Origin of the sequence: Chryseobacterium daecheongense (assembly GCA_027920525.1) — a bacterium.
GTDB lineage: Bacteria > Bacteroidota > Bacteroidia > Flavobacteriales > Weeksellaceae > Chryseobacterium > Chryseobacterium proteolyticum.
The window spans coordinates 2,997,636-3,023,726 of the sequence record CP115858.1; the positions used below are offsets into that span (position 1 = coordinate 2,997,636).

The 26,091-nt window shown below is 34.5% G+C and carries 26 protein-coding genes; 7 read left to right on the forward strand and 19 right to left on the reverse strand.

The annotated features are described in order from the left end of the window. Window positions 1–7 precede the first annotated feature (7 nt). The 4 genes from PFY10_13240 to PFY10_13255 all read right to left on the reverse strand — a co-directional run bounded on the left by PFY10_13240 (window position 8) and on the right by PFY10_13255 (window position 3,628). On the reverse strand, window positions 8–916 hold the full coding sequence (locus PFY10_13240) for a sugar kinase (GenBank protein WBV55193.1): 909 nt from the start codon (window positions 914–916) through the stop codon (window positions 8–10). Window positions 917–965: 49 nt separating this feature from the next. Continuing rightward, complete coding sequence (locus tag PFY10_13245) at window positions 966–1,940, reverse strand: SPFH domain-containing protein (GenBank protein ID WBV55194.1); 975 nt, start codon at window positions 1,938–1,940, stop codon at window positions 966–968. Between the two features lie 224 nt (window positions 1,941–2,164). Next, complete coding sequence (locus PFY10_13250; protein ID WBV55195.1) at window positions 2,165–2,707, reverse strand: NADAR family protein; 543 nt, start codon at window positions 2,705–2,707, stop codon at window positions 2,165–2,167. A 243-nt stretch (window positions 2,708–2,950) separates the two neighbouring features. Beyond that, window positions 2,951–3,628 (reverse strand): NUDIX domain-containing protein, encoded by a 678-nt coding sequence (locus tag PFY10_13255; GenBank protein WBV55196.1) that lies wholly within the window; start codon window positions 3,626–3,628, stop codon window positions 2,951–2,953. A 134-nt stretch (window positions 3,629–3,762) separates the two neighbouring features. On the opposite strand from PFY10_13255, the gene PFY10_13260 reads away from it, so the two are divergent. Both PFY10_13260 and PFY10_13265 read left to right on the forward strand, forming a co-directional pair. Then, the gene (locus tag PFY10_13260; GenBank protein WBV55197.1) at window positions 3,763–4,395 is read left to right on the forward strand and encodes a DUF1579 domain-containing protein; all 633 of its coding nucleotides are present in this window, start codon (window positions 3,763–3,765) and stop codon (window positions 4,393–4,395) included. A 313-nt stretch (window positions 4,396–4,708) separates the two neighbouring features. Next, a complete protein-coding gene (locus tag PFY10_13265; protein ID WBV55198.1) occupies window positions 4,709–4,924 on the forward strand; it encodes a hypothetical protein in 216 nt (71 codons plus the stop codon). A 37-nt stretch (window positions 4,925–4,961) separates the two neighbouring features. Here the strand turns inward: PFY10_13265 and lepA are convergent, their stop codons facing one another. From lepA to PFY10_13290, 5 genes are all read right to left on the reverse strand, one after another. After that, window positions 4,962–6,758 carry a translation elongation factor 4 gene (gene lepA, locus PFY10_13270; GenBank protein WBV55199.1) on the reverse strand — a complete coding sequence of 599 codons (1,797 nt, stop codon included), beginning with the start codon at window positions 6,756–6,758 and terminating at the stop codon, window positions 4,962–4,964. 77 nt (window positions 6,759–6,835) lie between these two features. Continuing rightward, window positions 6,836–7,855: a hypothetical protein gene (locus PFY10_13275; protein ID WBV55200.1), complete on the reverse strand. Its 1,020-nt coding sequence runs from the start codon at window positions 7,853–7,855 to the stop codon at window positions 6,836–6,838. Window positions 7,856–8,093: 238 nt separating this feature from the next. Then, window positions 8,094–8,603, reverse strand: a complete 510-nt coding sequence (locus PFY10_13280) for a hypothetical protein (GenBank protein WBV55201.1) — start codon at window positions 8,601–8,603, stop codon at window positions 8,094–8,096. Window positions 8,604–8,611: 8 nt separating this feature from the next. After that, window positions 8,612–9,148, reverse strand: a complete 537-nt coding sequence (locus PFY10_13285; GenBank protein WBV55202.1) for a hypothetical protein — start codon at window positions 9,146–9,148, stop codon at window positions 8,612–8,614. Window positions 9,149–9,161: 13 nt separating this feature from the next. Beyond that, window positions 9,162–9,719 (reverse strand): sigma-70 family RNA polymerase sigma factor, encoded by a 558-nt coding sequence (locus PFY10_13290; protein ID WBV55203.1) that lies wholly within the window; start codon window positions 9,717–9,719, stop codon window positions 9,162–9,164. A gap of 95 nt (window positions 9,720–9,814) precedes the next feature. Here PFY10_13290 and PFY10_13295 point away from each other — a divergent pair, with 95 nt between their 5' ends. The 4 genes from PFY10_13295 (at window position 9,815) to PFY10_13310 (ending at window position 14,344) form a co-directional block, all read left to right on the forward strand. Then, window positions 9,815–10,564, forward strand: a complete 750-nt coding sequence (locus tag PFY10_13295) for a DUF2520 domain-containing protein (protein ID WBV55204.1) — start codon at window positions 9,815–9,817, stop codon at window positions 10,562–10,564. Further along, window positions 10,554–11,072, forward strand: a complete 519-nt coding sequence (locus tag PFY10_13300; GenBank protein ID WBV55205.1) for an HAD hydrolase family protein — start codon at window positions 10,554–10,556, stop codon at window positions 11,070–11,072. The genes PFY10_13295 and PFY10_13300 overlap by 11 nt, the downstream gene beginning before the upstream one ends. A 9-nt stretch (window positions 11,073–11,081) precedes the next feature. After that, window positions 11,082–11,636 (forward strand): Maf family nucleotide pyrophosphatase, encoded by a 555-nt coding sequence (locus PFY10_13305; GenBank protein ID WBV55206.1) that lies wholly within the window; start codon window positions 11,082–11,084, stop codon window positions 11,634–11,636. A gap of 86 nt (window positions 11,637–11,722) precedes the next feature. Continuing rightward, entirely contained in the window at window positions 11,723–14,344 is a 2,622-nt protein-coding gene (locus PFY10_13310; GenBank protein WBV55207.1) for a tetratricopeptide repeat protein, read from the forward strand. Between the two features lie 16 nt (window positions 14,345–14,360). Here the strand turns inward: PFY10_13310 and tsaB are convergent, their stop codons facing one another. The 8 genes from tsaB to rpiB all read right to left on the reverse strand — a co-directional run bounded on the left by tsaB (window position 14,361) and on the right by rpiB (window position 21,646). Further along, window positions 14,361–15,041, reverse strand: coding sequence for a tRNA (adenosine(37)-N6)-threonylcarbamoyltransferase complex dimerization subunit type 1 TsaB (tsaB, locus tag PFY10_13315; protein WBV55208.1), 681 nt, complete (start codon window positions 15,039–15,041; stop codon window positions 14,361–14,363). A gap of 66 nt (window positions 15,042–15,107) precedes the next feature. Continuing rightward, window positions 15,108–15,857, reverse strand: a complete 750-nt coding sequence (locus PFY10_13320) for an SDR family NAD(P)-dependent oxidoreductase (GenBank protein WBV55209.1) — start codon at window positions 15,855–15,857, stop codon at window positions 15,108–15,110. A 63-nt stretch (window positions 15,858–15,920) separates the two neighbouring features. Next, window positions 15,921–16,292: a YraN family protein gene (locus PFY10_13325; protein WBV55210.1), complete on the reverse strand. Its 372-nt coding sequence runs from the start codon at window positions 16,290–16,292 to the stop codon at window positions 15,921–15,923. A gap of 49 nt (window positions 16,293–16,341) precedes the next feature. After that, on the reverse strand, window positions 16,342–17,271 hold the full coding sequence (locus tag PFY10_13330) for an LD-carboxypeptidase (protein ID WBV55211.1): 930 nt from the start codon (window positions 17,269–17,271) through the stop codon (window positions 16,342–16,344). Beyond that, window positions 17,268–17,954, reverse strand: coding sequence for a LysE family transporter (locus PFY10_13335; GenBank protein WBV55212.1), 687 nt, complete (start codon window positions 17,952–17,954; stop codon window positions 17,268–17,270). Before PFY10_13335 ends, PFY10_13330 begins: the two co-directional genes overlap by 4 nt. Window positions 17,955–18,020: 66 nt before the next feature. Beyond that, entirely contained in the window at window positions 18,021–20,174 is a 2,154-nt protein-coding gene (gene rnr / locus PFY10_13340) for a ribonuclease R (protein ID WBV55213.1), read from the reverse strand. Between the two features lies 1 nt (window position 20,175). After that, a complete protein-coding gene (locus PFY10_13345) occupies window positions 20,176–20,955 on the reverse strand; it encodes a hypothetical protein (GenBank protein ID WBV55214.1) in 780 nt (259 codons plus the stop codon). 256 nt (window positions 20,956–21,211) lie between these two features. Continuing rightward, window positions 21,212–21,646 (reverse strand): ribose 5-phosphate isomerase B, encoded by a 435-nt coding sequence (gene rpiB / locus PFY10_13350; GenBank protein ID WBV55215.1) that lies wholly within the window; start codon window positions 21,644–21,646, stop codon window positions 21,212–21,214. Between the two features lie 551 nt (window positions 21,647–22,197). Between rpiB and PFY10_13355 the strand changes: the two genes are divergently transcribed. After that, a complete protein-coding gene (locus tag PFY10_13355; protein ID WBV55216.1) occupies window positions 22,198–23,388 on the forward strand; it encodes a phosphoglycerate kinase in 1,191 nt (396 codons plus the stop codon). A 69-nt stretch (window positions 23,389–23,457) separates the two neighbouring features. On the opposite strand, the gene PFY10_13360 is transcribed toward PFY10_13355, so the two are convergent. Together PFY10_13360 and PFY10_13365 are read right to left on the reverse strand one after the other, a co-directional pair. Further along, window positions 23,458–24,339 (reverse strand): C1 family peptidase, encoded by an 882-nt coding sequence (locus PFY10_13360; GenBank protein WBV55217.1) that lies wholly within the window; start codon window positions 24,337–24,339, stop codon window positions 23,458–23,460. Window positions 24,340–25,201: 862 nt separating this feature from the next. After that, window positions 25,202–26,023, reverse strand: coding sequence for a class I SAM-dependent methyltransferase (locus PFY10_13365; GenBank protein WBV55218.1), 822 nt, complete (start codon window positions 26,021–26,023; stop codon window positions 25,202–25,204). Window positions 26,024–26,091: the final 68 nt, after the last annotated feature.

Here is a 26,091-nt window from a genome sequence, read left to right on the forward strand (position 1 = left end):
CCATTTTTTAATTTATCACCAAAACCGCCTCTTCATCAGACAGCTTAATTTCTACGGTTGCACCACTATTGAACTGCAAAAAATCCTGTTCAATTCCATCACTAAATATAAAGCCATTATTTGGCATTAATGACTCTATCACGAGCCTATTTCCTCTTTTTATGCGCCCACTGCAAATTTCCGTTTGTGTTGCTTTACTTTTGAAAGGTTCTCTCACCGCAAAGTATAGATCATCTTCATTGAGTTCCGGATATTCCAGTTCTTTAGATCCTAAAATTCCATAGGCCATATTAAAGATCGAGCTTAGCCAGCCGGTACTTCCTGTCTTTGTAGAAACAATAATTCCACTGGAGGAATGCATCTCTTCTTTTCCGTTCATAACCACCTTATACCTTGCTGAGCTATGGGAAGAAACACCAATGAAAAGATCATTTACAGCCAGGAGCTTTTGCCCGTCATTCAATACTGCTTCAGCAAACTTCATTCTCTTTGAACTAAAATTTTCGTTTATAGCAGAGTGAATGCCATCCAGAAAGTTTTTTGTATTAAATGGAAGCAGTACTCCATCATACCTTTCTTGGTCAGGATTAATTGCTACGATAGGTATATTTTTAGAGTATTTTGCTACATTCGCTACCAGTCCATCCTGCCCAACCACCACAATTAAATTCTTTTCAGAGAAAATAAAGGAGGGTATAAATTCTCGTTCTATCACTTTATTTTTAATTACTTTGGAAAGTTTTGTCTGGACTTCAAGAAATGATTGATAGAACTTTTCATGTTCAATAACATATTCCTGAAAATCACCCCCAGAACTTTCGATATAAAACCGGGCCTGTGCTTTTGTATTGAACCGTTCAATCAAAGCTTCCAATCTCGTTTTGTTCTTAATAATAATTGCGTATTCTGGTTTCATGGCTTTACTTCAATTGCTTATTTTAAATACTTTTCATTCCTTTCATCGCTTAATGCTGTTTTAAGAGATTTTCCAATAAGTCCGGGCTTATATTTAAGTTTCCTATTTTCCCTGCATTTTCAGCAAGCTCTCTAAAAGCCAGTGCAATATTGGATCTTGCATCCTGGTTTCCACTCAAAGCACTTAGAACCCTCCAATCCATTTCTTTATATGGTTTCAATGAGGTTTCCAATACATAGCCCTGGGTTTCAGCTTCTTTTCTGTCATTTTCTGTCTTTTGCTCTATCAGCTGTTTTCTTTGATTTTCAACGGAAATATCAGCAGCAATCTTCATTTCTCTAAGGATCTTGTTATTTTCCTCCTGCTGGATCTCTGTTTCCATTCTTTTTTCTTCGATCTGTTTTTGTTTTTCCTCAACTGCTATCTCTGTATTCAGCTCAGATTCTTTGATCTTTCTTTCCTGCTCCACGGCAAAGTTTCTTCTCTCATAAATGGCTTCATCTGCCTGCTGCTGGAGTTTCTCCCTGGTTTCCGTTTCTAATGCCCTGGCCATTTCCGGAGTGGTTTGGACCGCCAGAATACTGGCTCCCAATATTTCAATGCCCATCGTTTGGATTGTTTCTGAAGCCTTAAGTCCCACTAAAATATGTTCCTCGATCTTTTTAGCGGAGCGGATGGCATCTTTTAAACTCATTTCATGGATAAATGATGAAGTAGAAGTCTGTGCCAGGTTAATGATTCTTTGGTTAAGCTTCTCAATATCATTTTTCTTATATACTCCTGATTCATTAACCGTAAAATCCAATGTATTCGATAAAGCTTTTGGATCAATAATTTTATAGCTGATCTGTCCCTGGATTTTTACCGTCTGATAATCAAACGTATTTTCATTAAAAATAAACGGCAGATCATTACTTCCCATCGGAATTGCTACAATAGAACTGTTTGGAGCAAAATAAAAAAATGATAGCCCTCTTCCTTCTCTTACGGTTTTCCCATTTTTAAAATGAAGAACGTAAGTCATTGAATCGAATTTGATGTGTCTGAAACCAAACATAGCTTGACGTTTTTAAGAGTTAATATTTGTGTTGTTTTTACGCTAATTAAACAGGACATAAGTTTATCTTGTTTAAAAGAATGTATTCTTCATTGATGAACATAACATCCTTCCCGAATGCATATTTTCACTGCTGATTAATATTTTACATTATTGCCTTAACGGATAATAAATCCCTGTCCCGGACCATATCATTCTTTTAGATCATCCCTGACCTCCATTAAAGCGAACCCTAAAAGATTCTCTCCTCTCCAATGAAGCGGATTTTTTGCTTCAGGATCTGATTCCAGCATCCCTATTCCCCAGATCTTATCATAAGGACTTGCTTCAATAATAAGCTTATCATCCGTTGATAACAGAAATTTTTTAAGCTCTGCGTTTTGCGAAAATTTAAAAAAGTTTCCTCTCTTTACAATTTCATATTTATGCTCATCCCAGATATGATGATCAAAGTTTTTAATCTTTCTTCCTAATCCCTTTGCCTCCTTTGGGTCATGTGCTTCAATGATAAGAGCTTCGATATCCTTATCATTAAATAGTCTTGCTTTTTCTGCCATCATATAATGCTCTGCCGTTTTATAAATAACTCCTCCTTCTTCAAATTCAGCCGGATACCACTGACTGAAACACGCCTTCGTGATCTGATCTTTGGCTGTATGACCCCAGAAAAATAAGAATTCCAACTCCTCTTTATTTTGAAACTTTTGGATGATATTTTGCAGATTATATTTCATGATTGCGTTATTATTACACAAATGTAAGAGAATACTTTATTTCCCTCCAAATTTATTTGCGTTAATTTTACACTAATATCTTTAAAACATTGATTTTCAATTACATTAATTTATTACTGTACATTTTTATTTTAAATAATCCATCGAATAGTTTTATAAAAAAACGGGCTAAAGCCCGTTTTTCATTTGATATGATGATCATTTGTTATTATGTATTTACTTAGAAATATATGGTTTATACTCCTATTTGATTTCAAAATAAAATCCTTGCTCCTCAAGTTCCTTATATTTCTCCTGATTAAAAGTAAATAGTTTTCCCGGTCTTCCGCTCCCTTCTTTTTTAAGGTTGTTGGTTTCATTGAGAAGACCATAGCTCATGATCTTTTTACGGAAATTTCTGCGGTCTATCTCCTGGCCAATGATTGTTTTATAGAGGTTTTCCAGATCAGAAAACGGAAATTCCTCATTAAGAAGATTGAAACCAATCGGCTGGTATTGAATTTTCGTACGAAGTCTTTTTAACGCAATATCCAGTATTCCTTTATGATCAAAAGCAAGCTTTGGAAGCTGATTAACACTGAACCATTGTGCGTCTTCGGCATCGGAATCTGCAAATAGTTCATAGTAAGAAGGGTTTACCAGGCCCAAATAAGCTATAGAAACTACTCTGTTCCTGGGATCCCTACCCACATTACCAAAAGTATAAAGTTGTTCCAGAAAATCGGGCTTTATGCCAGCCTCTTCATACAGTTCCCTTTTTACAGCATCATCAAGATTTTCATCATCAAGAACCAATCCGCCCGGTAATGCCCATCCTCCTTTGAAAGGATCAATTTTTCTTTTTATCAAAAGAACCTGAAGATCCTTCTTATCAAAGTATCCAAATATAACTGCATCTACTGCTACTTTAATATTCTGCATAATATAGTTTGCGTTGTGAATACACAAAGTTAATGTTTTGAATTAAAAACTCCACCGTTAAAAAGGCAAAAACCAACAAAATAAAATTTCTTACCTTTAAATTAAAATTATAACCAACTTAAAACTAAACATTTATGAAAAATCTAATGTTCATTGTAATCGCAGCTTTTCTATTGACGGCTTGCGAAAAAGGAAAACCCAATATGGGTAAGGAATCCACAGGATCTGATTCTGCAGCATGGAAACCTGTAGATTCTGCTACCGCTGTAAAGGCATGGACTGAATATGCTACTCCCGGAGAGATGCACAAAATGCTTGCTAAATCAGATGGGAAGTGGACCGGAGAAACGACTATGTGGATGGAAGAAGGAGGAAAACCTATCAAAAGTACATCTGAGTGTACCAATAAAATGATCTTTGGCGGACGCTATCAGGAGAGCGTACACACCGGTAATATGTGGGGAATGCCTTTTGAAGGAAGGAGCATTGTTGGATACGATAATGCGACTAAAAAATTTGTAAGTACATGGATGGATAATATGGGAACAGGAATAATGTATACTACAGGAGATTGGAACGCTTCAAAGAAATCAATTGAATTTAAAGGTAAAATGCCTGACATTGCAAGACCTGGAAAAGAATGCGATGTAAGGGAAGTTTTTACATTCGTGGATGATAACACTCAAATCATGGAAATGTATGGTCCCGGCTCCAAAACCGGTAAGGAAATGAAAACAATGGAAATAAAATTCACCCGTAAAAAATAGAAAATAAAAAAACCGCTTCCTCTGAAGCGGTTTTTTATGCTAATTGGTTTCTGATGCACTTGTTACCGGAACGCTGAAATTATTGTTTAAATAATTAACGTTGTAGACCTGCCCGCTCCATGTCTTCATTGTGGAGTTGAAAACATATATTTATGATCATACGTATCAGCAAACATTAACAACAGTAAAAAACACACCTCATTTTCAGTGATTTTCCTGATTCTACACCTTATTTTATTATAGAAATTTGATATAGTAAAAAGGTCCAGGCCGAAAACCTTTAAAAGTAGGCATAAAACAAACTAACATTATCATGAATGCAAAAAATTTATTAAGAGTACTTATTGTAATTATCGTCATTATTGGCGGAGTTATTATTATTGTAATAGGCAAAAAACCATTTCCTGAGCCTGAATGTATTGTATGTGGTACTAAACTGATAACCATGCTTGGTATCGTTGAAATTATTCTGGGATTAGGAGCGCTGGTCGTGCAGAGAAACCTGATTGATAAGCAGAGAAATCTATAAAAATAAAAAGACCGATATGATATCGGTCTTTTTTATATTAATCGTTTAGCTTTAATACCGCCATAAATGCAGATTGCGGTACTTCTACCCTACCAATCTGTTTCATCTTTTTCTTACCTTCCTTCTGTTTTTCCAAAAGCTTACGTTTTCTGGAAATATCTCCCCCGTAACACTTCGCTGTAACATCTTTTCTTAGAGCTTTAATGGTTTCCCTCGCGATAACCTTCGTTCCCAATGCCGCCTGAACCGCAATATCAAACTGCTGTCTAGGGATCAGTTCACGAAGTTTTTCACACATCTTCTTACCGATATGATAGGCATTACTATCGTGAATCAATGAAGAAAGGGCATCTACCATATCGCCATTGATCAGGATATCCATTTTTACAAGCTTGGAAGCTCTGAATCCGATCGGATGATAATCAAATGATGCATATCCTTTAGAAATGGATTTCAGTCTATCGTAGAAATCGAATACAACTTCTGCCAGAGGCATATTGAATATCAGCTCTACTCTTTCAGAAGTTAAATAACTTTGGTTAACGATCTCTCCTCTTTTCTCAATACATAAAGTCATTACCGATCCTACAAAATCAGATTTGGTAATAATAGAAGCTTTAATAAACGGTTCTTCCACTCTATCCATTGTAGATGGATCCATCATTTCAGACGGGTTATTAATCAAAATAGGAACATCCGGTTCTTTTTTAGTATATCCGAAATAAGAAACGTTCGGTACCGTAGTGATAACGTTCATATTGAATTCCCTGTCCAATCGCTCCTGAACAATTTCCATATGCAGCATTCCTAAGAAACCACATCGGAACCCAAAGCCCAGAGCAGCAGAACTTTCCGGTTCAAAAACTAAAGAAGCGTCGTTAAGCCTTAATTTCTCTAATGAAAATCTAAGCTCCTCAAAATCCTCAGAATCAATAGGATAAATCCCTGCAAATACCATCGGTTTAACTTCCTCAAATCCTTCAATCGGTCCACTTGCGGGTTTATCGAAAGAAGTGATGGTATCTCCTACTTTAACTTCTCTGGCATCTTTAATTCCAGAAACCAAATATCCTACATCTCCACATCCAATTGTCTTTTTAGGAACCTGCTTCAGCTTTAAAGTCCCTACTTCGTCAGCTCCATATTCTTTTCCAGTGGCAAAAAATTTTATTTTTTCATTTTTGGAAATACTTCCATTTACTACTTTAAAATAGGCTTCTATACCACGGAAAGGATTGTATACGGAATCGAAGATCAAAGCCTGAAGTGGCGCATCAGGATCTCCTACAGGAGCAGGAATTCTTTCCACAATCTGCTCAAGCAGATGGTGAACCCCTTCACCGGTTTTCCCGGAAACCCTTAATACATCTTCATATTCGCAACCAATTAAATTCATGATTTCATCAGTCACCTCTTCAGGATTGGCTGAAGGTAAATCGATTTTATTAAGAATAGGAATGATCGTCAGATCATTCTCCAATGCAAGATAAAGATTACTAATAGTCTGTGCCTGAATACTTTGAGCAGCATCTACAATAAGAAGCGCTCCTTCGCAGGCAGCAATTGATCTGGAAACCTCATAAGAGAAATCCACGTGTCCCGGGGTATCGATCAGATTTAAAATATATTTTTCCCCTTTATATTCATAATCCATCTGGATCGCGTGAGATTTAATCGTAATCCCACGTTCTTTCTCCAAATCCATATCATCCAGCGTCTGAGACTGTAATTCCCTCTGGGTAACTGTATTGGTATATTCCAATAAACGATCCGCCAAAGTACTTTTACCGTGGTCAATATGAGCGATTATGCAAAAATTTCGTATGTTTTTCATTTAAGAACCTTGTAATTTGCAAAGATAAAAAAAAGCAAGACAATTCATTGCTGTTAATTTTAATCAGTGAAATTAATTTATAATTCCGAAGGAAAATCGTATTCTCCCGTTAAAGGATCAATATAGATTTCAAACTTATCCCCTTTTTTCATTTTCTTTTGTTCTGCTCCCTGTTGAATTGCATCAGCAACACCTCCAATTAAACCAAACATTCCTAATGTATTATTAGAAGCTGCAGGAAAAAGATATCCTCTGTTGCTTACCACATAAAATCCTTTTTCATTTCTATTTAAATCCAGAAAGCCTGACAATCCCTTTTTATAAGCCTTTCCGTTTTCCACGTAAGCAAACATTTTGTAGGCAGGGATCTTATTCTTTTTACCATTTTCCTCTTTGAGTGCTTTTGTCACCTCCCCTTTTTCATTCCTTTCAAGTAGATAATTTCCGGGCTCGGGAGTCTGGTTAAAGAATGAAACGTGATCCAAATAAATCCCATCCTTTAACTGATCGCTCTTATATACTGCATAATTGTTCCTGACAAATGATTCATAATCAGAAAGCTCGTTGATAGATACAGCATTTCCAAAAGGTCTCTTTCTGTATGTTCTCATGAATAAATCAAAAAAAACATTAGGAACATTCTTAACTAAAAGTTCTGCAATTTCCTTATTATTGAATGTAACTACAGTATCTTTTTTATATAGGAAACGATATTGATCCCCTTCCTTTGAAAAAGTCTGGGCTGAAAAATCAATGCTCCCGCTTGTATTTTTTCCAATTGTTTCTCCAACACTTAATTTAAGCTTTTTTAAAATCAGAACCAGGTCTGCACTTCCTCCCTCATCATTTCCTTTTTTATACCAGTTTCCTAAATCATTTCCCGGGCTTGTAAGGAAAACAACTTCCTTCTCTTCTTTTTGATTTCCAAAAGGAAGAATTCCTATTTTTTTGTCTTCTCTTTGATCAATAACCGTTAAAGTCTTATAAGTTTCTTTTCCGTAATTTGGAATACTCCCTTTGAATTTGATGTATTCTTTTCCCTGAGATAATACGGTGATTGCAATAAAAAGGCTTGCAGTCTGAAGTAATTTCTTCATCTTTTTTATATTTTTTGCAAAAGTAAAGATTAGTTTTAAACCAACTACACCAAACAAAAAACATTCATAAAAGTTATTAATCTCTATATTATTTTAAATCTTATTTTGAAAAAATGTAGTCTCCCGTAACGATAATTGTTCTTACAATGCTTCCCACAAAATATCATTTCAAACATAAAATCAAACGACTCTTACAAAAAGATTCGTAAGAGTCGTCCAACATTAAAAAAATAAACTATTATGGGTTTTGTTTCGGCGTTCCCGAATTGTTATGATCGTGAGGCTTTCTGTCATTCATCTTATCTCTCATCCTCCACTCCGATTGAAACAATTTCAGTACTTTCTGACAGGGAACTACCCGCTGCATTTTCTCAGCATATTTTTTTCTATTATCCAGTAATTTTTGTCCCAGCTCAAAGCTTTGCTGTAGCTTGACTTTGGCTTCTTCATCAGACATTTTATCAGGATCAAAATCAGGATTAAACTGGCTTTTTATTTGTTTCTGATTATCTATGTATTCATTATAAATAGCCGTAAATTCTGCTTTATCTTTCTCATCTACATTCAGATTGTCCAGCATCATATTATCTCTGAATTTTTTCAAAAGATCTTTTCTCTCTTCCGGAGAAAGGTTATTGATGATCTCCTTTCTTTGTTTAGGGTCCATCTTTTTCCAGTCATAATCCGTCCTTTGAGCATGTAAACAAAAGCCGTAAATAATAAAAAGGGTAAATAATATCTTTTTCATCTCTTCTTTTAATTATATAAATCTAAATAAACGTCTTCTGTTGAATTCTTGGCTAGTTCTGCAATCTCAGAATTAGAAAATGAATCCAGATATTCGTTCATTTTAGTTTCAGTCTGCTTTGAAACAGCGACTCCGTTCTGGGGTTTTGAAACTGTTTCTGCTTCAGTATCCTGAGAATCGTCTATCTCTGCACTTTTCTTGTTTTGAACTATTTGATCCGTGCTTTCCACAGAAATTAAATCAGATTTCAAAGTTTCGTAGGCAAGCTCGCTTTCACTCTTTGGAGCCTGGTCATTCTTTGCATAACTTACTTCAGAAATACCAGAATCTTTTATTGTATTTTGATCGGAATTGAAAACAAAAATACTTCCAAAGATCAAAGCTAATGACGCAGCAACCGCATACATCCAATTTAATTTAAATATGGGTGCTTTTTTATTTGCCTTCACGTCATTCATCACTCTTTCCTGGATCATATTAAACATATCATCAGGAGCTTTGTAAATGTTTTTACGTTCTAATTTCTCTATATCGAACTCTTTCATCTTATTATGTTAATCAAAAATTATTCTCGTAATTTTCTTTAATATATTCTTCTATCTTTTGTTTGGCATAATGATAATTTGTTTTTAAGGTTCCTACGGACATATCAACAATCTTTGATATCTCTTCGTAAGGCAAATCATCATAATACCGCATCATAAATACGAGTTTCTGTTTTTCAGGCAGACTCTGTATAGCATTCTGTAATAAAACCTGTATTTCATCGGCATCTTTTTCAGCATTATCCGCTACAAGATTTTGCATATGATACTCAGCATCTTCATCAGTTTTCTGCATTTTTTTCATTTTATTAACTTGCTGTAATGCTTCGTTGGTAGCTATCCTGTACAACCAAGTATACAGCTGGCTATCATTTTTGAACTGATGAAAATTCTGATAGGCTTTTATAAAAGTATCCTGCAACGTATCCTGAGCAAGATCTCCGTCTACAATAATTCTTCGTATATGCCAATATAATCTACTTTGATAAGCATCCATCAAGGCACGAACTCCTTTATCCTGAGTTCGGGGATTTTGCATCAGCGTAATAATTTCCGCGTCCTTAATCTTCATAGATGCTTTCACTGTTTTGGATTACAAAAATATCTAAAAGTTAAATACTTTGTTCAATTTTCAGTCCAAAACTCATAAAATATTATCTTTGTTATATGCAAATTGTAATTATAGGTTCCGGAAATGTCGCATACCATCTGGCAAAAGCCTTTGTTCTGAATAACATTCCGTTAGCTCAGATTTTTGGACGAAATGAAAAGGATTTGGAAAAAATAGCTGCGGAGTTACATATTCCTTATTCTACGGAAAAGCTGGAAGATGCCGATTTATATATTATCTGTGTAAGTGATAACTCTGTACAGAATGTTTCAGCAATGATCACTAAAAAAGATTCACTTGTTGCTCATACTTCAGGCTCGCTTCCTAAGGAGATTTTAGCAGGGGAGTACAGGAAAGCAAGTTTTTATCCTTTACAGACATTTTCCAAATCTAAAGATCTCACCTACAAGAAAATCCCTTTTTTCATAGAGACAGAAACCGAAAAAGACAAAGAGATTCTTTTTGAGCTGGCATCCAAAATATCTGATCATGTAATGGAAAGTAGCCATGACAAAAGAAAATATATCCATCTTACAGCGGTTTTCGCCTGTAATTTTGTGAATCACCTTTTTTCTAAAGCCAAAGAAATATCGGATTCCCAGGAGATTCCGTTCGACTATTTTCTTCCGTTAATTGATGAAACCGTTCAAAAAATTCATGAAATTGAACCCAGGCTTGCGCAAACGGGTCCGGCTGTAAGAAATGATGTAAGGATATTGGAACTTCATGAGCAATTGCTAAAGGATGAAAGCCTTGAAATATATAAAGTAATGAATCATTCTATTAAAAAAATGTATGGGTTATAAAGAGAAATTAAAAGATATTAAAGCATTCGTATTTGACGTGGACGGTGTTTTTACCGATGGAAGTGTGTATCTGATGCCGGGTGGAAATATGAGCAGAGTGATGAATGTTCTGGACGGCTATGCAGTAGTAAAAGCTTTAAAAAATAATTATTTAATAGGGGTGATTACCGGAGGAAATGATGAAATGGTAAAACATCGCATCAATTATCTGGGTATAGAAGATTATTATGCCAAATCACATGATAAAATGGCTGATTTTGAAGATTTTAAAAAGAAATACAATCTTAAAAATGAAGAGATCCTGACAATGGGTGATGATCTTCCTGACCTGCATATTATGGAAAGTTCAGCCATCGCAGCCTGTCCAGAAAATGCTGTTCCCGAAATCAAAGGCATCGCTGATTATATTTCCACAAAGCAGGGTGGAAGTGGAGCTGTACGTGACGTCATCGAGCAGGTAATGAAGGTGCAGGGAAACTGGCATGATGACAACACACAATCTGTATAAATACTTGATATGAAATTACTTTTAGCATCACAATCACCCAGAAGAAAGGAATTGCTTTCCAGCCTTGGATTTGATTTTGAAGTAGTAACAATAGATTGTGAAGAAATCATTCCTGATGATATGGCTATTGAAAATGCGGCTGCCTATCTTTCTCAATTAAAGGCAAACTCATTCCGTCCACTTGAGGCGGGTGAAGTTTTACTCACTGCAGATACCGTTGTTGCCTTAAATAATCAAATTCTTGGAAAACCGAAAGATGAAGCCGATGCTCAGCATATGCTGCGATTGCTTTCCGGAAAAACGCATCAGGTATATACAGGAATTACCATACAGACGGTTGATCACGTTTTTACAGAAACGGATGTTGCAGATGTGGAACTCGATGAAATTTCCAATGAGGAAATTGATTATTATATTACCCATTACAAACCTTTTGATAAAGCAGGAAGTTATGGTATCCAGGAATGGCTGGGAATGGCAAAGATCAAAAAATTATCCGGTAGTTTTTATACAATAATGGGGCTTCCAACCCATCTGGTTTACAAAATATTGAAAGAAATATAAATTTTTCCAATATAAAATTTTATTATTTTTACAAAATCATCAAACTTTTGATAATAAAAAGTAGATTAGCTAGTTATATTGAAATAATGAAAAAGAATATTTTATTCCTTTTAGCAGCATGTTTTGTTGTATCCTGTGCCACCAAGGTAAAAAAACCGGAGCAACGATCAAAGTTCTTAAAAGGTTTTTCCACATATTATAACACTTTATTTAATGCAAAAGATGCATTGAACAGTGAATTTACGACCAGAGATAAGGGGCATAAAGATAACTTTTATGCTCCTTATATTCCTATACTTACCTACGAAAATCAGCCCTTGGGAAGTGATCTTGGACAATCAACGGCCTTTGCAGAAAATTCTATGAAAATGGCCGAAGTCAATAAGCCTTCTAATTCTTCAGGAAGGGGAGCAAGCGGGCCTCCGGGTAAGCCTGGTCTCCAGGATATTCCCGGTATGGTAAAAGACAAAGTTAATTCCGCTGTTGCAGGTCTAACGGGAAATGATTCCAATCAGCCTGAGGTAAAAGGAGCTACCGCGCTTCAAATTGCAGAATCAAAGGCTTTAAAAGCTATCAATAAGTATTCGGTAGTGAGAAATGGGGAAGAAAAGAATAAACAGATTTTTGATGCCTATATGATCCTTGTTCAATCCCGGATCTATCAGGACAAACCTTTAGAAGCCCTTGATGCCTTAAATTATGTTTTCACTCATATGAAAGAAGACAAAAGATTACCATTAGCTAAGGTTTATCAGGGACAGGCTTATGCCCAGATGAAAGATTATCATAAAGCTCAGGAGATTTTCACTAAGCTGAAAGGAGAGGGGATCAGTAAAAATGATGATAAATTGTTGAGCATTTATAATTCGGAAACTCTTTTGGATGCAGGTAAAAAAGAAGAGGCAGTAAAAGAGCTTGACCGAGCATTTGAACTTAACAATAACAGTAAATTAAAAAGCCGAATTTCATACTTAAGAGGACAGATCCTGGAAGGACTGGGCCAGAATGAAAAGGCCAGAGAAAGTTTTTTAGCAGCTTATAAATATGCGAATGATTTTGAATTTGAAGTTAAATCGCAGATTGAAATCGCAAAAACCTTCAATGGAAAAGGGGATTATAATGGTGCTAAGAATTATCTGGAGAAGATCAGTAACAAGGGAACTTACATGTCTAGAAAGAATGAATTTTATTATGCTTTAGGACTTATGGCCAACAAGGCGGGTAAAAAAGAAGAGGGACAACAGTTTTTCAGAAAATCTTTGACGGAAAAGGTATCTGATCCGCAGGTTCGCGGTCTTGCTTATTACGAGATAGGAAAAAATTACCTGGACAAAAATGATTACATCGGTGCCGGAGCATATTATGACTCTGCGCTTGCCGTTATGACCTATGAACCATCTAAAGTTCTTTTAAAAGATCAGTCCGAGAATATTAAAAAGATCTCAAGAAACTATTACCTGATCAAAAAAAATGACAGTATTCTTTCATTAGCAAAAATGACCGATGCTCAAAAAACTGAATTTTTTGCCAAGCATATTGCCAAATTAAAAGCCAAGGAAGAAAAAGAAGAATTGGAAAGAAGACGTGCTGAAAGAAGTAAAGGTTTTGACACGGGAGATTATAATTCCAACTCTATTTTCGCCAATAGTTCAACTTCTTTTGAAGATTTCGGAACAGCTCCTAAAGGATTTTATTTTAGCAATACGGGAACTGTAAGCAAGGGTACTTCCTCATTTAAACAGGTTTGGGGTGACAGGGCATTAAGTGATAACTGGCGTTATTCTAAAAAAATGTCTTCTATTGATGATATGAAGAATGAAGCTCTGGGAGTAACATCAGCTCCTGATCCGAGACGTTTTGAACCTGCTTTCTATATTGAACAGATTCCAACGGATGCGGGTAAACTAGGACAACTGAAAAAGGATAGAGATACGGCTTCTTTAGGATTAGGGATCATGTACCAGAACTATTTTACCAACACCCCTTTAGCTACTAAAACACTGTATGATCTCGTTGATGTAAAGCCGGAAGAAAAAGTACTATTGCAGGCGTTGTATGAAATTTTTGCAATGAATTATGAGAAAAACCCACAGGCATCAGAGAAGGCAAAACAGATCCTGTTGACAGATTATCCTTATACTTCGTATGCGGAATTTGCAAGAAATCCTAAAAATAATTCATTTGTAAAATCCTCTGAAGATGTTGAAAATGAGTATAAAAGAGCATATGCATTATATGAAGCAGAAAAATTCAGTGATAGTAAGAATGTCATTGACCAGACTATTGAGAAGTATCCGAAAGATGCATTAGTCCCAAAATTGTATTTACTGAATGCTTTCAATACCGGAAAGTCCAGTGGTAAAGAAGTAATGATTCTACAATTGGAACAGATTGCATTAAATTATGCCAAAACACCTGAAGGTATTAAAGCTAAGGAAATGCTGAACTACCTGAAGAGTGATCTTGCGTTCCAGGCAACGGACAACAAAGGAAATACGATACCTCAGAACCAGAATAATGTACCAGTACAACCTGCTTCACAGAATAATGTTCCTACCAGCCCGGATAATAACGATGCTCAAAAAATACAGGACTTTAACGGCCAGCCACCTGTAAAGAAAAAATCAAAAAGGTTTGGGAATCCTGATCAGAATAAGCAGGATCTTCAAATGCAGAATCCGAATTCACAGCCTCCTAGGCCAAAATAAATAAAAAAGCGAAGATTTAATCTTCGCTTTTCTTTTTCTTTACTCCATGAAAATCTTTTACATAAAAAGGTTCAAAGTAAGCAATATCTTCGTAGTCTTTACTTTCTGTTTTTTCAAGCGTCTTCTTTATCAGGTGTTGTGCGGAAGGATATATCTCTTCATTATATTCTGCGTTGGGTAACTGCAGTATTTCTTTTGCCTTTTTAGCGCCGTCTCCTACAAAAAGTATTTTTTTATCCGACCATTCACTAAAAGATTGTTCATCAAGAATTTTAGCTTCCGTAGAAGAAATCTCATCTCCCGTAATACCGTCATAAGCTGCCGTATAAACCTCCATTCTCCTTGCGTCAACTAAGGGTATGATGACATCATAGTTTTGTCCTAAAAAGGGCTCTTTCATGCTTTCGAGAGAATTCACCGCAATCAGAGGAATTTTTAAACCATAACAAAATCCTTTTGCAGAAGCTGCACCAATCCTTAATCCAGTATAAGAGCCGGGGCCTTTTCCCAAGGATATGGCTTCAATCTCTTTAATGGAAATTCCTGCCCCTTCCAATGCCCACTCTACAAAGGTATGCAAGCTTTCGGATTGTTTATAGTTTTCAGAAACTTCTTCACATACACACAGGAGTTTATCATTATCTGAAATGGCAACTGAGCAGTTTTTAGAAGAGGTTTCTAGATATAATATTTTCATTTTTGTAAGCTTATAGGCAGGTTTAAATACACTTAAATAATATCTGCAAATTTAATCCTTTTAAATCTATTTTCTGTAGATTGTTCTCGGTTCACTTTGTGCACTCGGATAGATTGTCATATCTGACACATTCACATGTTTTGGAGCATTTACACAATAGGCAATAGCATCTGCTATATCTTCAGCCTTTAAAGGCTCATAACCAGCATATACGGTAGAAGCTCTTTCATGATCCCCTTTGAATCGTATCAAAGAGAAATCTGTTTCTACAGCTCCCGGCTGAATATTAGTTACTCTTATTCCGAATTCAGTGAGCTCCAAACGCATTCCTTCGGAAACGACATCAACTGCCTTTTTGGTCGCACAGTATACAACACCATTGACGTAGGTCTGTCTGGCAGCTACTGAGCTGATATTAACGATATGTCCGGAATTTCTTTCTTTCATTCCTGGAATAATCGTTTTAGAAACATATAAAAGTCCTTTTACATTTCCATCGATCATAGAATCCCAGTCGTCCGTTTTTCCAGCCGAAAGAGGATCTAAACCATGCGCATTTCCGGCATTATTAACCAAAACATCAATATTTTTCCATTCCTCAGGAAGAGAATTGATTGCATTTTGTACTTCTTCCAGGTTCCTAACGTCAAATTTTAAGCTGAGTACTTCTGTAAAAGCTGATAATTCGCTTTGTACAGACTCCAGTACTTCATTTCTTCTTCCACAGATAATAACCCTGTTTCCTTGTTTTGCAAAAAGCTCTGCTGTTGACTTTCCAATCCCGGAAGTTGCTCCGGTTATTAATATTGTTTTCATATCTTATTGTAGCAATTTCTTAGTAACCCGATCAGTGAATCACGGTACATTTTGAATTAAATTTTAGTTGGCGTCAAATGCCTGAAATGCATCTTCAATATGTTCAAGAACCAATTTTCCTTTTTCATCCGGCAAAACTGAAATAATATCGAAGCGTACTTCCTTCACATGATTAAACTCTTCGAGATAATGATCAGCAGCATTAACAATAGATCTGATCTTTGTTTTTGTAACAGCTTCCTGAGGCAGCATAAAAGCATCTGTAGAACGTGCTTTTACTTCAATAACTACAATCAGATTTTTTATTTCCGAAATAATATCAATCTCGGCTCTTTGAAACCGATAGTTTCTGGCAAGAATTTTATATCCGTTTCTCTGCAAATGTTCTACGGCAAAATCTTCTGCTATTTTTCCAAAATCATTGTGAGATGCCATCTGTCTTTTTTACATTTAAAAGATTAAAAAAGTGAAAATTAATGCCTGATTAAAATTCTATCTTAACTTTACTTCCAACTTTCATTTTCACATTTCCACCGATAATCAATGGTCTGTTGTTTTTGATATGTCCGTTTGGAAAACCAAAAATAACGGGAAATTTATATTTTGAAATTCTTTCAGAGATTAGTTTATAGGCAAATTCATCGAAACTTTCCTCATAATTTTTATTCTCTTTTTCATCACCCATATTGGTCATTCCACCAACAATAAGTCCTTTGATTTTTTTAAAAACTCCGGCTAATTCCAAACTCATGATCATTCGATCCAGGGCATAGTAATTTTCTCCGATATCTTCAATAAATAATATTTTACCTTTAAAATCAAAAGAGTAGGGAGTTCCTAAAAGTGCATAGATCAGAGCTAAATTTCCCCCAATCAATTCGCCTTCAATATTGCCTTCTCTATTCAATTGATTGGTCTGTAAACCATATTTTGGAGCTTTTCCTTTCAGAATATCAAAAACTAAATCATAGCTTTCTTCTGTAACTCCGAAACTGGAAGTTTTAATTGTCTGGCCATGAATAGATACAAATCCTTTTTTCAGTAAATAACTTTGGATTACTGTATTGTCTGAATATCCGATATACCATTTTGGATCTTTTAAAAACTGTGTAAGTTTTATGCGCTGGATAAGATGCTGGCACCCGTATCCGCCCCTGGAGGCCCAGATCGCAGAAATTTCGGGGTCATTGAAGGCCCAGTTTATATCTTTCAATCTTTCCTTTTCTGTTCCGGCATAGTTGTATCCGTTAGAATATCTGGTATACAAATGTTTTCCTAAAACAGGTTCAAAACCTTTCGCTTTAATCATGGAAATTCCTTTTTCGAGCTGGGATTCATCAACTGCTCCTGCAGGAGAAATAATAGCTATCTTATCTCCTTTTTTAAGGGACTTTGGAAAGATATTTTTTTTCATTTTGATTTTTGATATTTGACTTCTTTTTTCTCTGCTTCTTCCAGACGTTTATCAAACTGATTAAATTTTTTAAAGCTCTGTAAAAAGATGAAAAAACTGAAAATAATAAGAATTCCACCTACGATTCTTCTGATCTTATTGGCCAGCTTTTGAGTAAGCCTGTCATGGAATTGTTTGGCAAGGAAAATTTTAGCAAGATCAATGCATAAATAGGTGCCTATTACAATCCCTATATAAAGAATAAAATTACTGATGTCAGGGTACTGGTTTCTTACCGAAATAACAGTAACCAACCAGAAAAGAATAACACCTACATTTAAAAGATTGAAGAAAAAACCATTAATAAAAGTCTTAAAATAATTTTGACCAATGATTCTTTCTTCACCGGGCATATGCATCTTGGTTTTGGTAACCAGCATAACAACCCCATATACAAAAATAAGAATGGATGTAATCCTGTAAAATCCAGGGTGCTTATCAATCAGGTTCACAAGATCCGCACTCGCATAATAGGCGGCCACAATGCAAAGCAAATCTGCCGTAATTACACCAAGATCAAGCGCTAAAGCATGTCTGGGACCTCTTGAGAAGCTGGTTTCAATTAAAAGGAAAAAAATAGGTCCTATGAAAACCAGGCTTAACATGAATCCTAATATGACAGCAGAAAGTACAAGTTCAAACATTTAATATGGCTTTAAAACGGAAAAAAATCCATCTCATTTTGTACAAATTTAGACTTTATGATTTAATTAATCAACAATCTTGAAATCCAGTTGTTTCTGAATCAGATTAGCTTTCACTACTTTGATGTGAACTTCATCTCCCAACTGATATTTTTTACCTGTTCGTGAACCATAAACAGCATGGGTTGTCTTATCATACACATAGGAATCATCTACAAGATCCCTTAGTTTAATAAGTCCTTCAGCTCCATTTTCAGGAATTTCTACCCAGAATCCGAATTCCGCAACTCCGGAAATCACTCCCTTGAAGTTTTCTCCAAGATGTTTCTCCATGAATTTCACCTGCATAAACTTAATAGAATCTCTTTCAGCATCTGCTGCCAGTCTTTCCATGGCACTGCAGTGTTTTGCTTTTTCTTCCAATTCAGCTCTGTCCGGAGATTTTCCACCATCCAGATAATGCTGGAGTAAACGATGTGCAAGTAAATCGGGATAACGACGGATCGGAGAAGTAAAGTGGGAATAGTACTCAAATCCTAAACCGTAATGTCCAATAGGTTCAGTAGAGTAGACTGCCTTGCTCATACTTCGCATAGCTAGCGTTTCGATCATATTTTCTTCTCCTTTCCCTTTTACATCGTACAATAGCTTATTCAGGGATTCAGCTACTTTCTTCGTATTGGCAAGATTCATCTGATATCCGAATGTGGAAACAAAATCTCTTAATGCTTCCAGTTTTGCCGGATCCGGATCATCGTGAACCCTATATATAAAGGTATTATTGGTCATTCCTCCTTTATTCGTTAAAGAAACAAATTCAGAAACTTTTTTATTGGCCAAAAGCATGAATTCTTCAATCAGGTGATTTGAATCCTTGCTTATCTTAAAATAAACGCCGATGGGTTCATTGTTTTCATTAAGATTAAATCGTACTTCACTTCTGTCAAAAGTAATTGCACCGTTTTTAATACGTCCTTCACGCATAATTTTTGCCAGCTTATCCAGTACCAGAATCTCTTCAGCAAGATCTCCCTGCTGTGTTTCAATACGTTCCTGAGCTTCTTCATAGGTAAATCTTCTGTCGGAATGAATAACTGTTCTTCCAAACCATTGTTTCTGAATCTCAGCATTATCATTCAATTCGAAAACCGCAGAGAATGTATATTTATCCTCATTCGGACGAAGTGAACATACATCATTACTTAAAACTTCAGGAAGCATCGGAACCACACGATCCACCAGATAAACAGAGGTTGCTCTCTGATAAGCTTCGTCATCTAAAATAGTTCCGGGAACTACATAATGGGAAACATCCGCAATATGGACACCGATTTCCCAGTTACCATTCTTTAGTTTCTGGATGGATAACGCATCATCAAAATCCTTTGCATCTTTAGGGTCTATGGTAAAAGTACAGATCCCACGCATATCACGACGTTTTGCAACTTCATCATCTGTAATCTCTCTGTTAATCTTATCTGCATCCTGTTCTACTTCTTCAGGAAATTCATAAGGTAAGCCGTATTCTGCAAGAATAGAGTGGATCTCAGTTTCATGTTCTCCAGGAGAACCTAAAACCTTAATAATTTCCCCTTCGGGATTTTTATCTCCTGGTTTCCATTCGGTCATTTTCACAACAACCTTGTCACCATCTTCAGCACCTCCAAATTTTCCTTTCGGTATAAATATATCTGTATTGATCGTCTTTTTATCACAAACTACAAATCCGAAATCCTTATGGCTTACCACCTGTAGGGTCCCCACAAATTCTGTACGTGTTCTTTCCAGAACTTCAAGAACAGAACCTTCTAATTTTTTCCCTTTGTAAGTGTAAGTAACAATCAGTACTTTATCCCCCTGTAAAGCATCCTTCACATTTTTTGAATGGATAAAAATATCATCTGTCATTCCTTCCACATTTACGTAGGCGTTGCCGGATTGGTTAAAATCAATCACACCGGTAAGTGTTCCGGCGATTTTTAAATTGATAATGTATTTTCCTTTATCAGTCTCTTTTATTTTTTCAGAAGCCTGCAGCTTGTGCAAAGCCTGGATCACAAGTTCCCTTTGTCTTGGGTTTTTGTAATCAATTCCATCAGCGATCTGCTTATAGTTATAGATCTTTGATGAATTTTCGTTCATAAATCTCAGGATCAATCTACCGATCTCCATTAATTTATGGTCATTTTTTTGACTTATATATTTTCTTTTTTTTGGCATTTTAATTTTCTTTATCTTGTTTTGTTTCTATCAGTATCCAATGATTGTCAATGTATTGATATGTATTTAAAAAAGTTTTACTATTTCTAAAATCAGAATCAGTATATACTTTTCTTACTTCAACTTTATTTTCAAAATCATTCTTGATGATACTTAATAGTAAACCATTATATCTATTTATTTTTGTTTGTATTTTTTTATGTTTGGGATATATAATAGCATCCTTTTCAATTCCATAAAAAATTTTGACTTTTTTACTTATATTATTCAGTATAGGTTCATTTTCAAATTCTATTCCAGCTGCTTCTCCAAAAATTCGTTTTGCAAAAATTATATTTTTTGGGATCTTATTATATAGTTTTTTACTTGTCTCTTCGGTCAGTAAATCATCTGTCGAAAAAACGGGTGATTCAAAATTATAATTAACCGGGCAATAATATGCACTTCCTGTTCCACAAGTGAGGGTTGTAATTTTATTAAAGATTATTACATTATCAGAAGTAAATAATTTCAAATCTATATCATCTATTATTTTTTCTACTAATTTATTATAGTCAACATGTTTTGATTCATCCTGAAATATTTTTAACCTTGCTTGTCTTTCTTCTTCCAGTTTTTTACAATCTTGTTTCATACACCCATTTTTTGAAGGAATATCAGAGGCATAACCAAAGACGGTTGGACAGGCATCATCTACATCTAAAACTCCATCATTATCTATATCCTGGGCATGGAAAAAGTTTATTGTAAATAATAATACTATAAATAACTTTACTTTCATTCAAATTTCAATATCGTCCCTTTAATTAAATTGTATCATTTTTTCTTCCAATCTTTTAATAATGGGAGCTTTAGTTCGTATAAATTTAATACAAAAAAGGAGAAGAGGAGAAAAAACCTATTATAAATATATTTAATATGAATAGTGTAGGTTCTTGGAGAAGAATATAGAATATGTTTCTATTTATGGTCACAAAGATAAGTAATTTAAAATAAATAAGGCTTGTAATCTGATTTACAAGCCTTTATATTTTTTTTTAGCAAACTGCTATTTTATCAACTCTTGTCTGGTGTCTGCCACCTTCAAAATTAGTAGAGAGAAATTTTTCTACAATTTCTATCGCCAGTTCTTTTGAGATAAATCTTGCAGGCATTGAAATCATATTGGCATCATTATGTTGTCTTGCCAACGTTGCAATCTCCGGCATCCAACAAAGAGCACAACGGATCTTCTGATGCTTGTTAGCAGTGATCTGTACACCATTTCCACTTCCACAGATCAGAATTCCTAATTCGTTTTCCCCATTTTCTACGGAAGTTGCTGCAGGGTGTACAAAGTCAGGATAATCCACACTGTCTGTGGAAAACGTTCCAAAATCCTGAATATCAAATTGTTCTGAAAAATAGTTTTTAACAATCTCCTTATATTCAAAGCCTGCATGATCGGCTGCGATCGCAATTTTTCTTTTCATAGTAGTTATATTAAACTTTATATAGATTTATTTCCTTACAAATTTAAGTATTAAATATCAATTGTTAGTTGATCATTGGTTAATTGTGAAAAGCATTGTGAATAACTGTGGAAAACTTTTATAAACTAAATATTTTTCCAATACTAAAATTTACTAATGAGAAAAATCTTTGGAAAGCCAACGGAAAATTTCAAAAATCTTTTTTGGAAGAATTCATTAGCTTTTCCATAAATGAGTAATTAATAATTAAAATTGTTAACAACTAAACGATTTTTGTTAGTAACCCTCTAAATAATCAGATTTACAAGAAATTATATTGTGAATTAAATATGAATTACATAAAAATTTAGTGTTATCAACTTTTTAGGGTAAAGTTATCCCCGAAACTCACAACACTCAACAACAATACTCATTATTCTTTTATCAAAAAAAAAAAATTGTTGGTTAGTGAGTGTTGGGCTTGTGGGAAGTTTTTTGAAAACTTTTTTTTATTCGATCTTTTTCAAAAGTTTAAAATCTTACATTTGTGAAACGAAAATTCTAAGATATTTATGAAAACAGTGAATGATTTCAATTTTAAAGACAAAAAGGCTTTAGTAAGGGTGGATTTTAATGTTCCGCAAGATGATCAGCTTAAAGTTACGGATAATACAAGAATTGCTGCGGTTAAACCAACTATTGATAAAATTCTTAATGATGGAGGATCTGTGATTTTAATGACTCACCTGGGAAGACCTAAAGGAGAGGTGAAAGACGAGTTTTCATTAAAGCATATTCTTGAGGAAGTATCCAATGTTTTAGGAAAAGAGGTAAAATTCGTAGAAGAATCTGTAGGACCAAAAGCTGAGCAGGCTGCTTCCGAGCTTAAACCTGGTGAAATTTTATTATTGGAGAATCTTAGATTTCATAATGAAGAAGAGAAAGGAGATGAAGGCTTTGCCGAGCAGCTTTCTAAATTAGGAGATGCCTATGTGAATGATGCATTTGGTACTGCACACCGTGCACATGCTTCTACAGCGGTAATCGCTAAGTTTTTTGATTCAACTAAATTTTTCGGTTTACTGATGGCTAATGAGCTTACAGCTATTGATAAAGTTTTAAAGAATGGTGAAAGGCCTGTAACTGCGATACTTGGAGGATCAAAGGTTTCAACTAAAATTACCATTATAGAAAATATTCTACCTGCCATTGATAATTTAATTATTGGTGGTGGAATGGCATTTACATTTATTAAAGCTCTTGGAGGTAAAATAGGTAATTCCTTGGTGGAAGAGGACAAGTTACCTTTAGCACTGGAAATTTTGGCTAAAGCAAAAGACCATCATGTGAAAGTTTATCTGCCATCTGATACGATCATTGCAGAAAGTTTTAATAATGATGCTGATAGGAAGGAAGTAGATATATATGCTATTCCTGAAGGATGGATGGGATTGGATGCAGGTTCAAAATCAAGAGATCAGTTTAATGACGTTCTATTGAATTCAAGAACTATTTTATGGAATGGTCCTATCGGAGTATTTGAAATGTCAAATTTCGCTGCCGGAACTATTGCACTTGGAGACAGTATAGCTGAGGCAACAAAGCTGGGGGCTTTTTCCTTAGTAGGAGGAGGTGACAGTGTTGCTTTTGTTAAGCAATTTGGTTACGGAAATAAAGTGAGCTATGTATCTACCGGTGGGGGAGCGATGCTTGAAAGTCTTGAAGGACTGGAACTTCCTGGTATTGCTGCGATCAATAAATAAAAACTGTTATTGTATATAAAGAAAATAACCCTCTCAATGTGAGAAGGTTATTTTTTTTGAAATCATTATTTATTGAACATATGCTACGTAACATTCGTTAATCGCACCATTAGTTGTTTTGGCAAAGAATGAATAATCGATCCAGAAATATCCATTGTTCCCCCAATTTGTTCCCCATTGGTTTTGTACTTTAAATGCCTGTTTGGCATCATCATATCCTATTACCGCAATGGCGTGGCCACCTCTGCTGCTACCTGAATGTGACTTCCAGATCCATCCGTTAGATGAACTTAAATGATCAAAGCTGTAATCTACTGTTACTGCGATAACTATGGGTAAATTCATGCTTAGAAGTGTTTTTACATTACTGATATCTGTTTTATCAACCGTTGCCCAGGTGGTAAATTTGTGAGTGCTTGCGGCATTTTTCTGTGAGGAATTTGGCTGAGTAGAACATCCTGTATCTGTATAAGGCATTTCCGCCCAACTGCAAACACCCTGATTTTTAATCAGATTTAATCCATCACTTACATAAGCACCTGCATCACAAGATCCGAGCTTGATTTGATTATAAACGTACTCGGGGCTTCTTTTGGCAGTAACTCCTTTGAAATTAGATTCCAGACCACTAGCTGTGGTATAAGCTGTTGCCCAGGCAACACAAGAACCTTCTGCTCCCTGGTCTCCAATTGCTGGAAGACCGGGAATTAAATAACTTGAAGCAAGTGCATTTTTTGCTGCTTTTTCGGTCTTACCCTTTAGTCTTAAGGTTAGCTCATTGATGTTTACTTTAGCGAAATTGTTGTAAGTAGTTTGATCAATCAGCTTTGCTCCCAATGAGTGAAGTTGCTGTTTTTCTGAAGATTGCGTGTTTAAATCTTCGTCTCTTTTTTCGCATGCTGTAATGGATAGCATTCCTATTGCTATCATTACGAGTTTAAAATTTTTCATTGATTAATATTTAAAATGGTTCTGTGAATGTATAAATTATTTTCACATATCAATGATTTATTTTATGTAAAACATAAGAATTGATAAACAAAATGCATTTATTAATATTTTTTACTTAATTATTTTTATTTCTGTTTATTTTATTTTTATATTTTATCATTTGTTTTAAATATTTTAATATTTAGTGTGTTTTTATTACTAATTAAGTTATTTTGTTTATTTTTTTTCTTTAAATAAATTATTTAACTAAATAATTTATTTTATATAATTTAAAATATTTATATTTTTTTTCAAGTTTTAACCTGAAATTTTGATTTTATTCATAATTTTTCCTTTTTGAAATGAAAAAAATGGTGTTAAATGTTTCTTTTTGGTAATTTTTTAAATATCTCTAGTGAATTAGTGGTGTTATTAATATGTTTTTTATTATTTCTAATATGGTTGATTTTATTAATTAAAATACTAAGTTTAAAAGTGAGAGATGGTATTTGTCTATAGATTTATTAAGTTGGTGATTTTTAATAATCCAAGGGTAATTTTTAAATCGATAGGGTAGGAGAGAAATTTGGAAATGTATATTTCATTTTGATTTAACGATCTATTGCAGAGTTTGAAATAATGTTAAATGAGAATGGGAGATAAAAATTATTTATTGATTTAAGTTTTGTCGATTCTTATTACATTTTATATTTTGAATAGTAAACGTAAATAAATAAAAAAGGTCTGATAAAATATCAGACCTTTTATTCAAGATAATTTTACAAATTATCTTGAATTTTTAATTATTAATTTCTTCACTTTTTTATTTTGGAGCCAAATTTGTCAAAAATTGACCTTCAGAAATATATCAAAAATCGATTTTCTATCTTTTTTCGATAATGTATATCAAACTTGAAAATTCGTTCGAAAAAATGGCGTTTACGTTAGAAATCGTTCCGTAGATGATAGCTTTTAGCCAAAAAAGTGGTGATTTTTTATATTTTTCGCTTAGCATTGAGATGTAATATGAATCCAGGACAAGCGGTTTGATTTTTCTTAATTTCCAATCTGGATTTTTTGATATTAAATTTTCCATCCCTTTTTTTGAAAAATGAAAGATATGTCTTGGAACGTCATAAGCAGCCCAATATTCTTTGTAGTGTTTTGCATCATACGAAGTAGGGTTGGGTACGGCAATGATCAGAAGTCCTTTTTCTTTTAATTTATTATGAAAGATTTCCAGGATCTCTGACTGATTTTCAATATGTTCAAAAACATGCCATAATGTAATTGCATCAAGACTATTATCTTCTAAGGAAGTAATGTTATCTATTATTTTAGCTTTTGTTACTTTGCTCTGGGCAGCTTTTCTTGCATCTGGATTAGGTTCATATCCAAACGTCTGAAAATCATTTTCTATAAATTTTACAAATTCTCCGGCGCCACAACCATAATCCAGAACTTTTGAATTCTTATTAATACGATCTATGAGAATTGTTTTCTTATACTGAAGATTGAAAGACTGAAGGAATTTATATACTTTTTCTTTTAGGCTTCCTGAATCCTGATGATGTGAAATGTAATCCTCGCTTTCGTAGTATTTTGAAATGTTGGATGGAATAGGGGAGGTTTTGAAAACTCCTTTAGTTTCTGTTTCTTTAATTTCAAATATTTCCTGAGTCAGAAAGTGATCTTTAATTTTCATTAAAATATTCTTTTATAGTAAAAATTATGATATTTAGAGTTTATATAAAGCTCATAAATACCTTAATT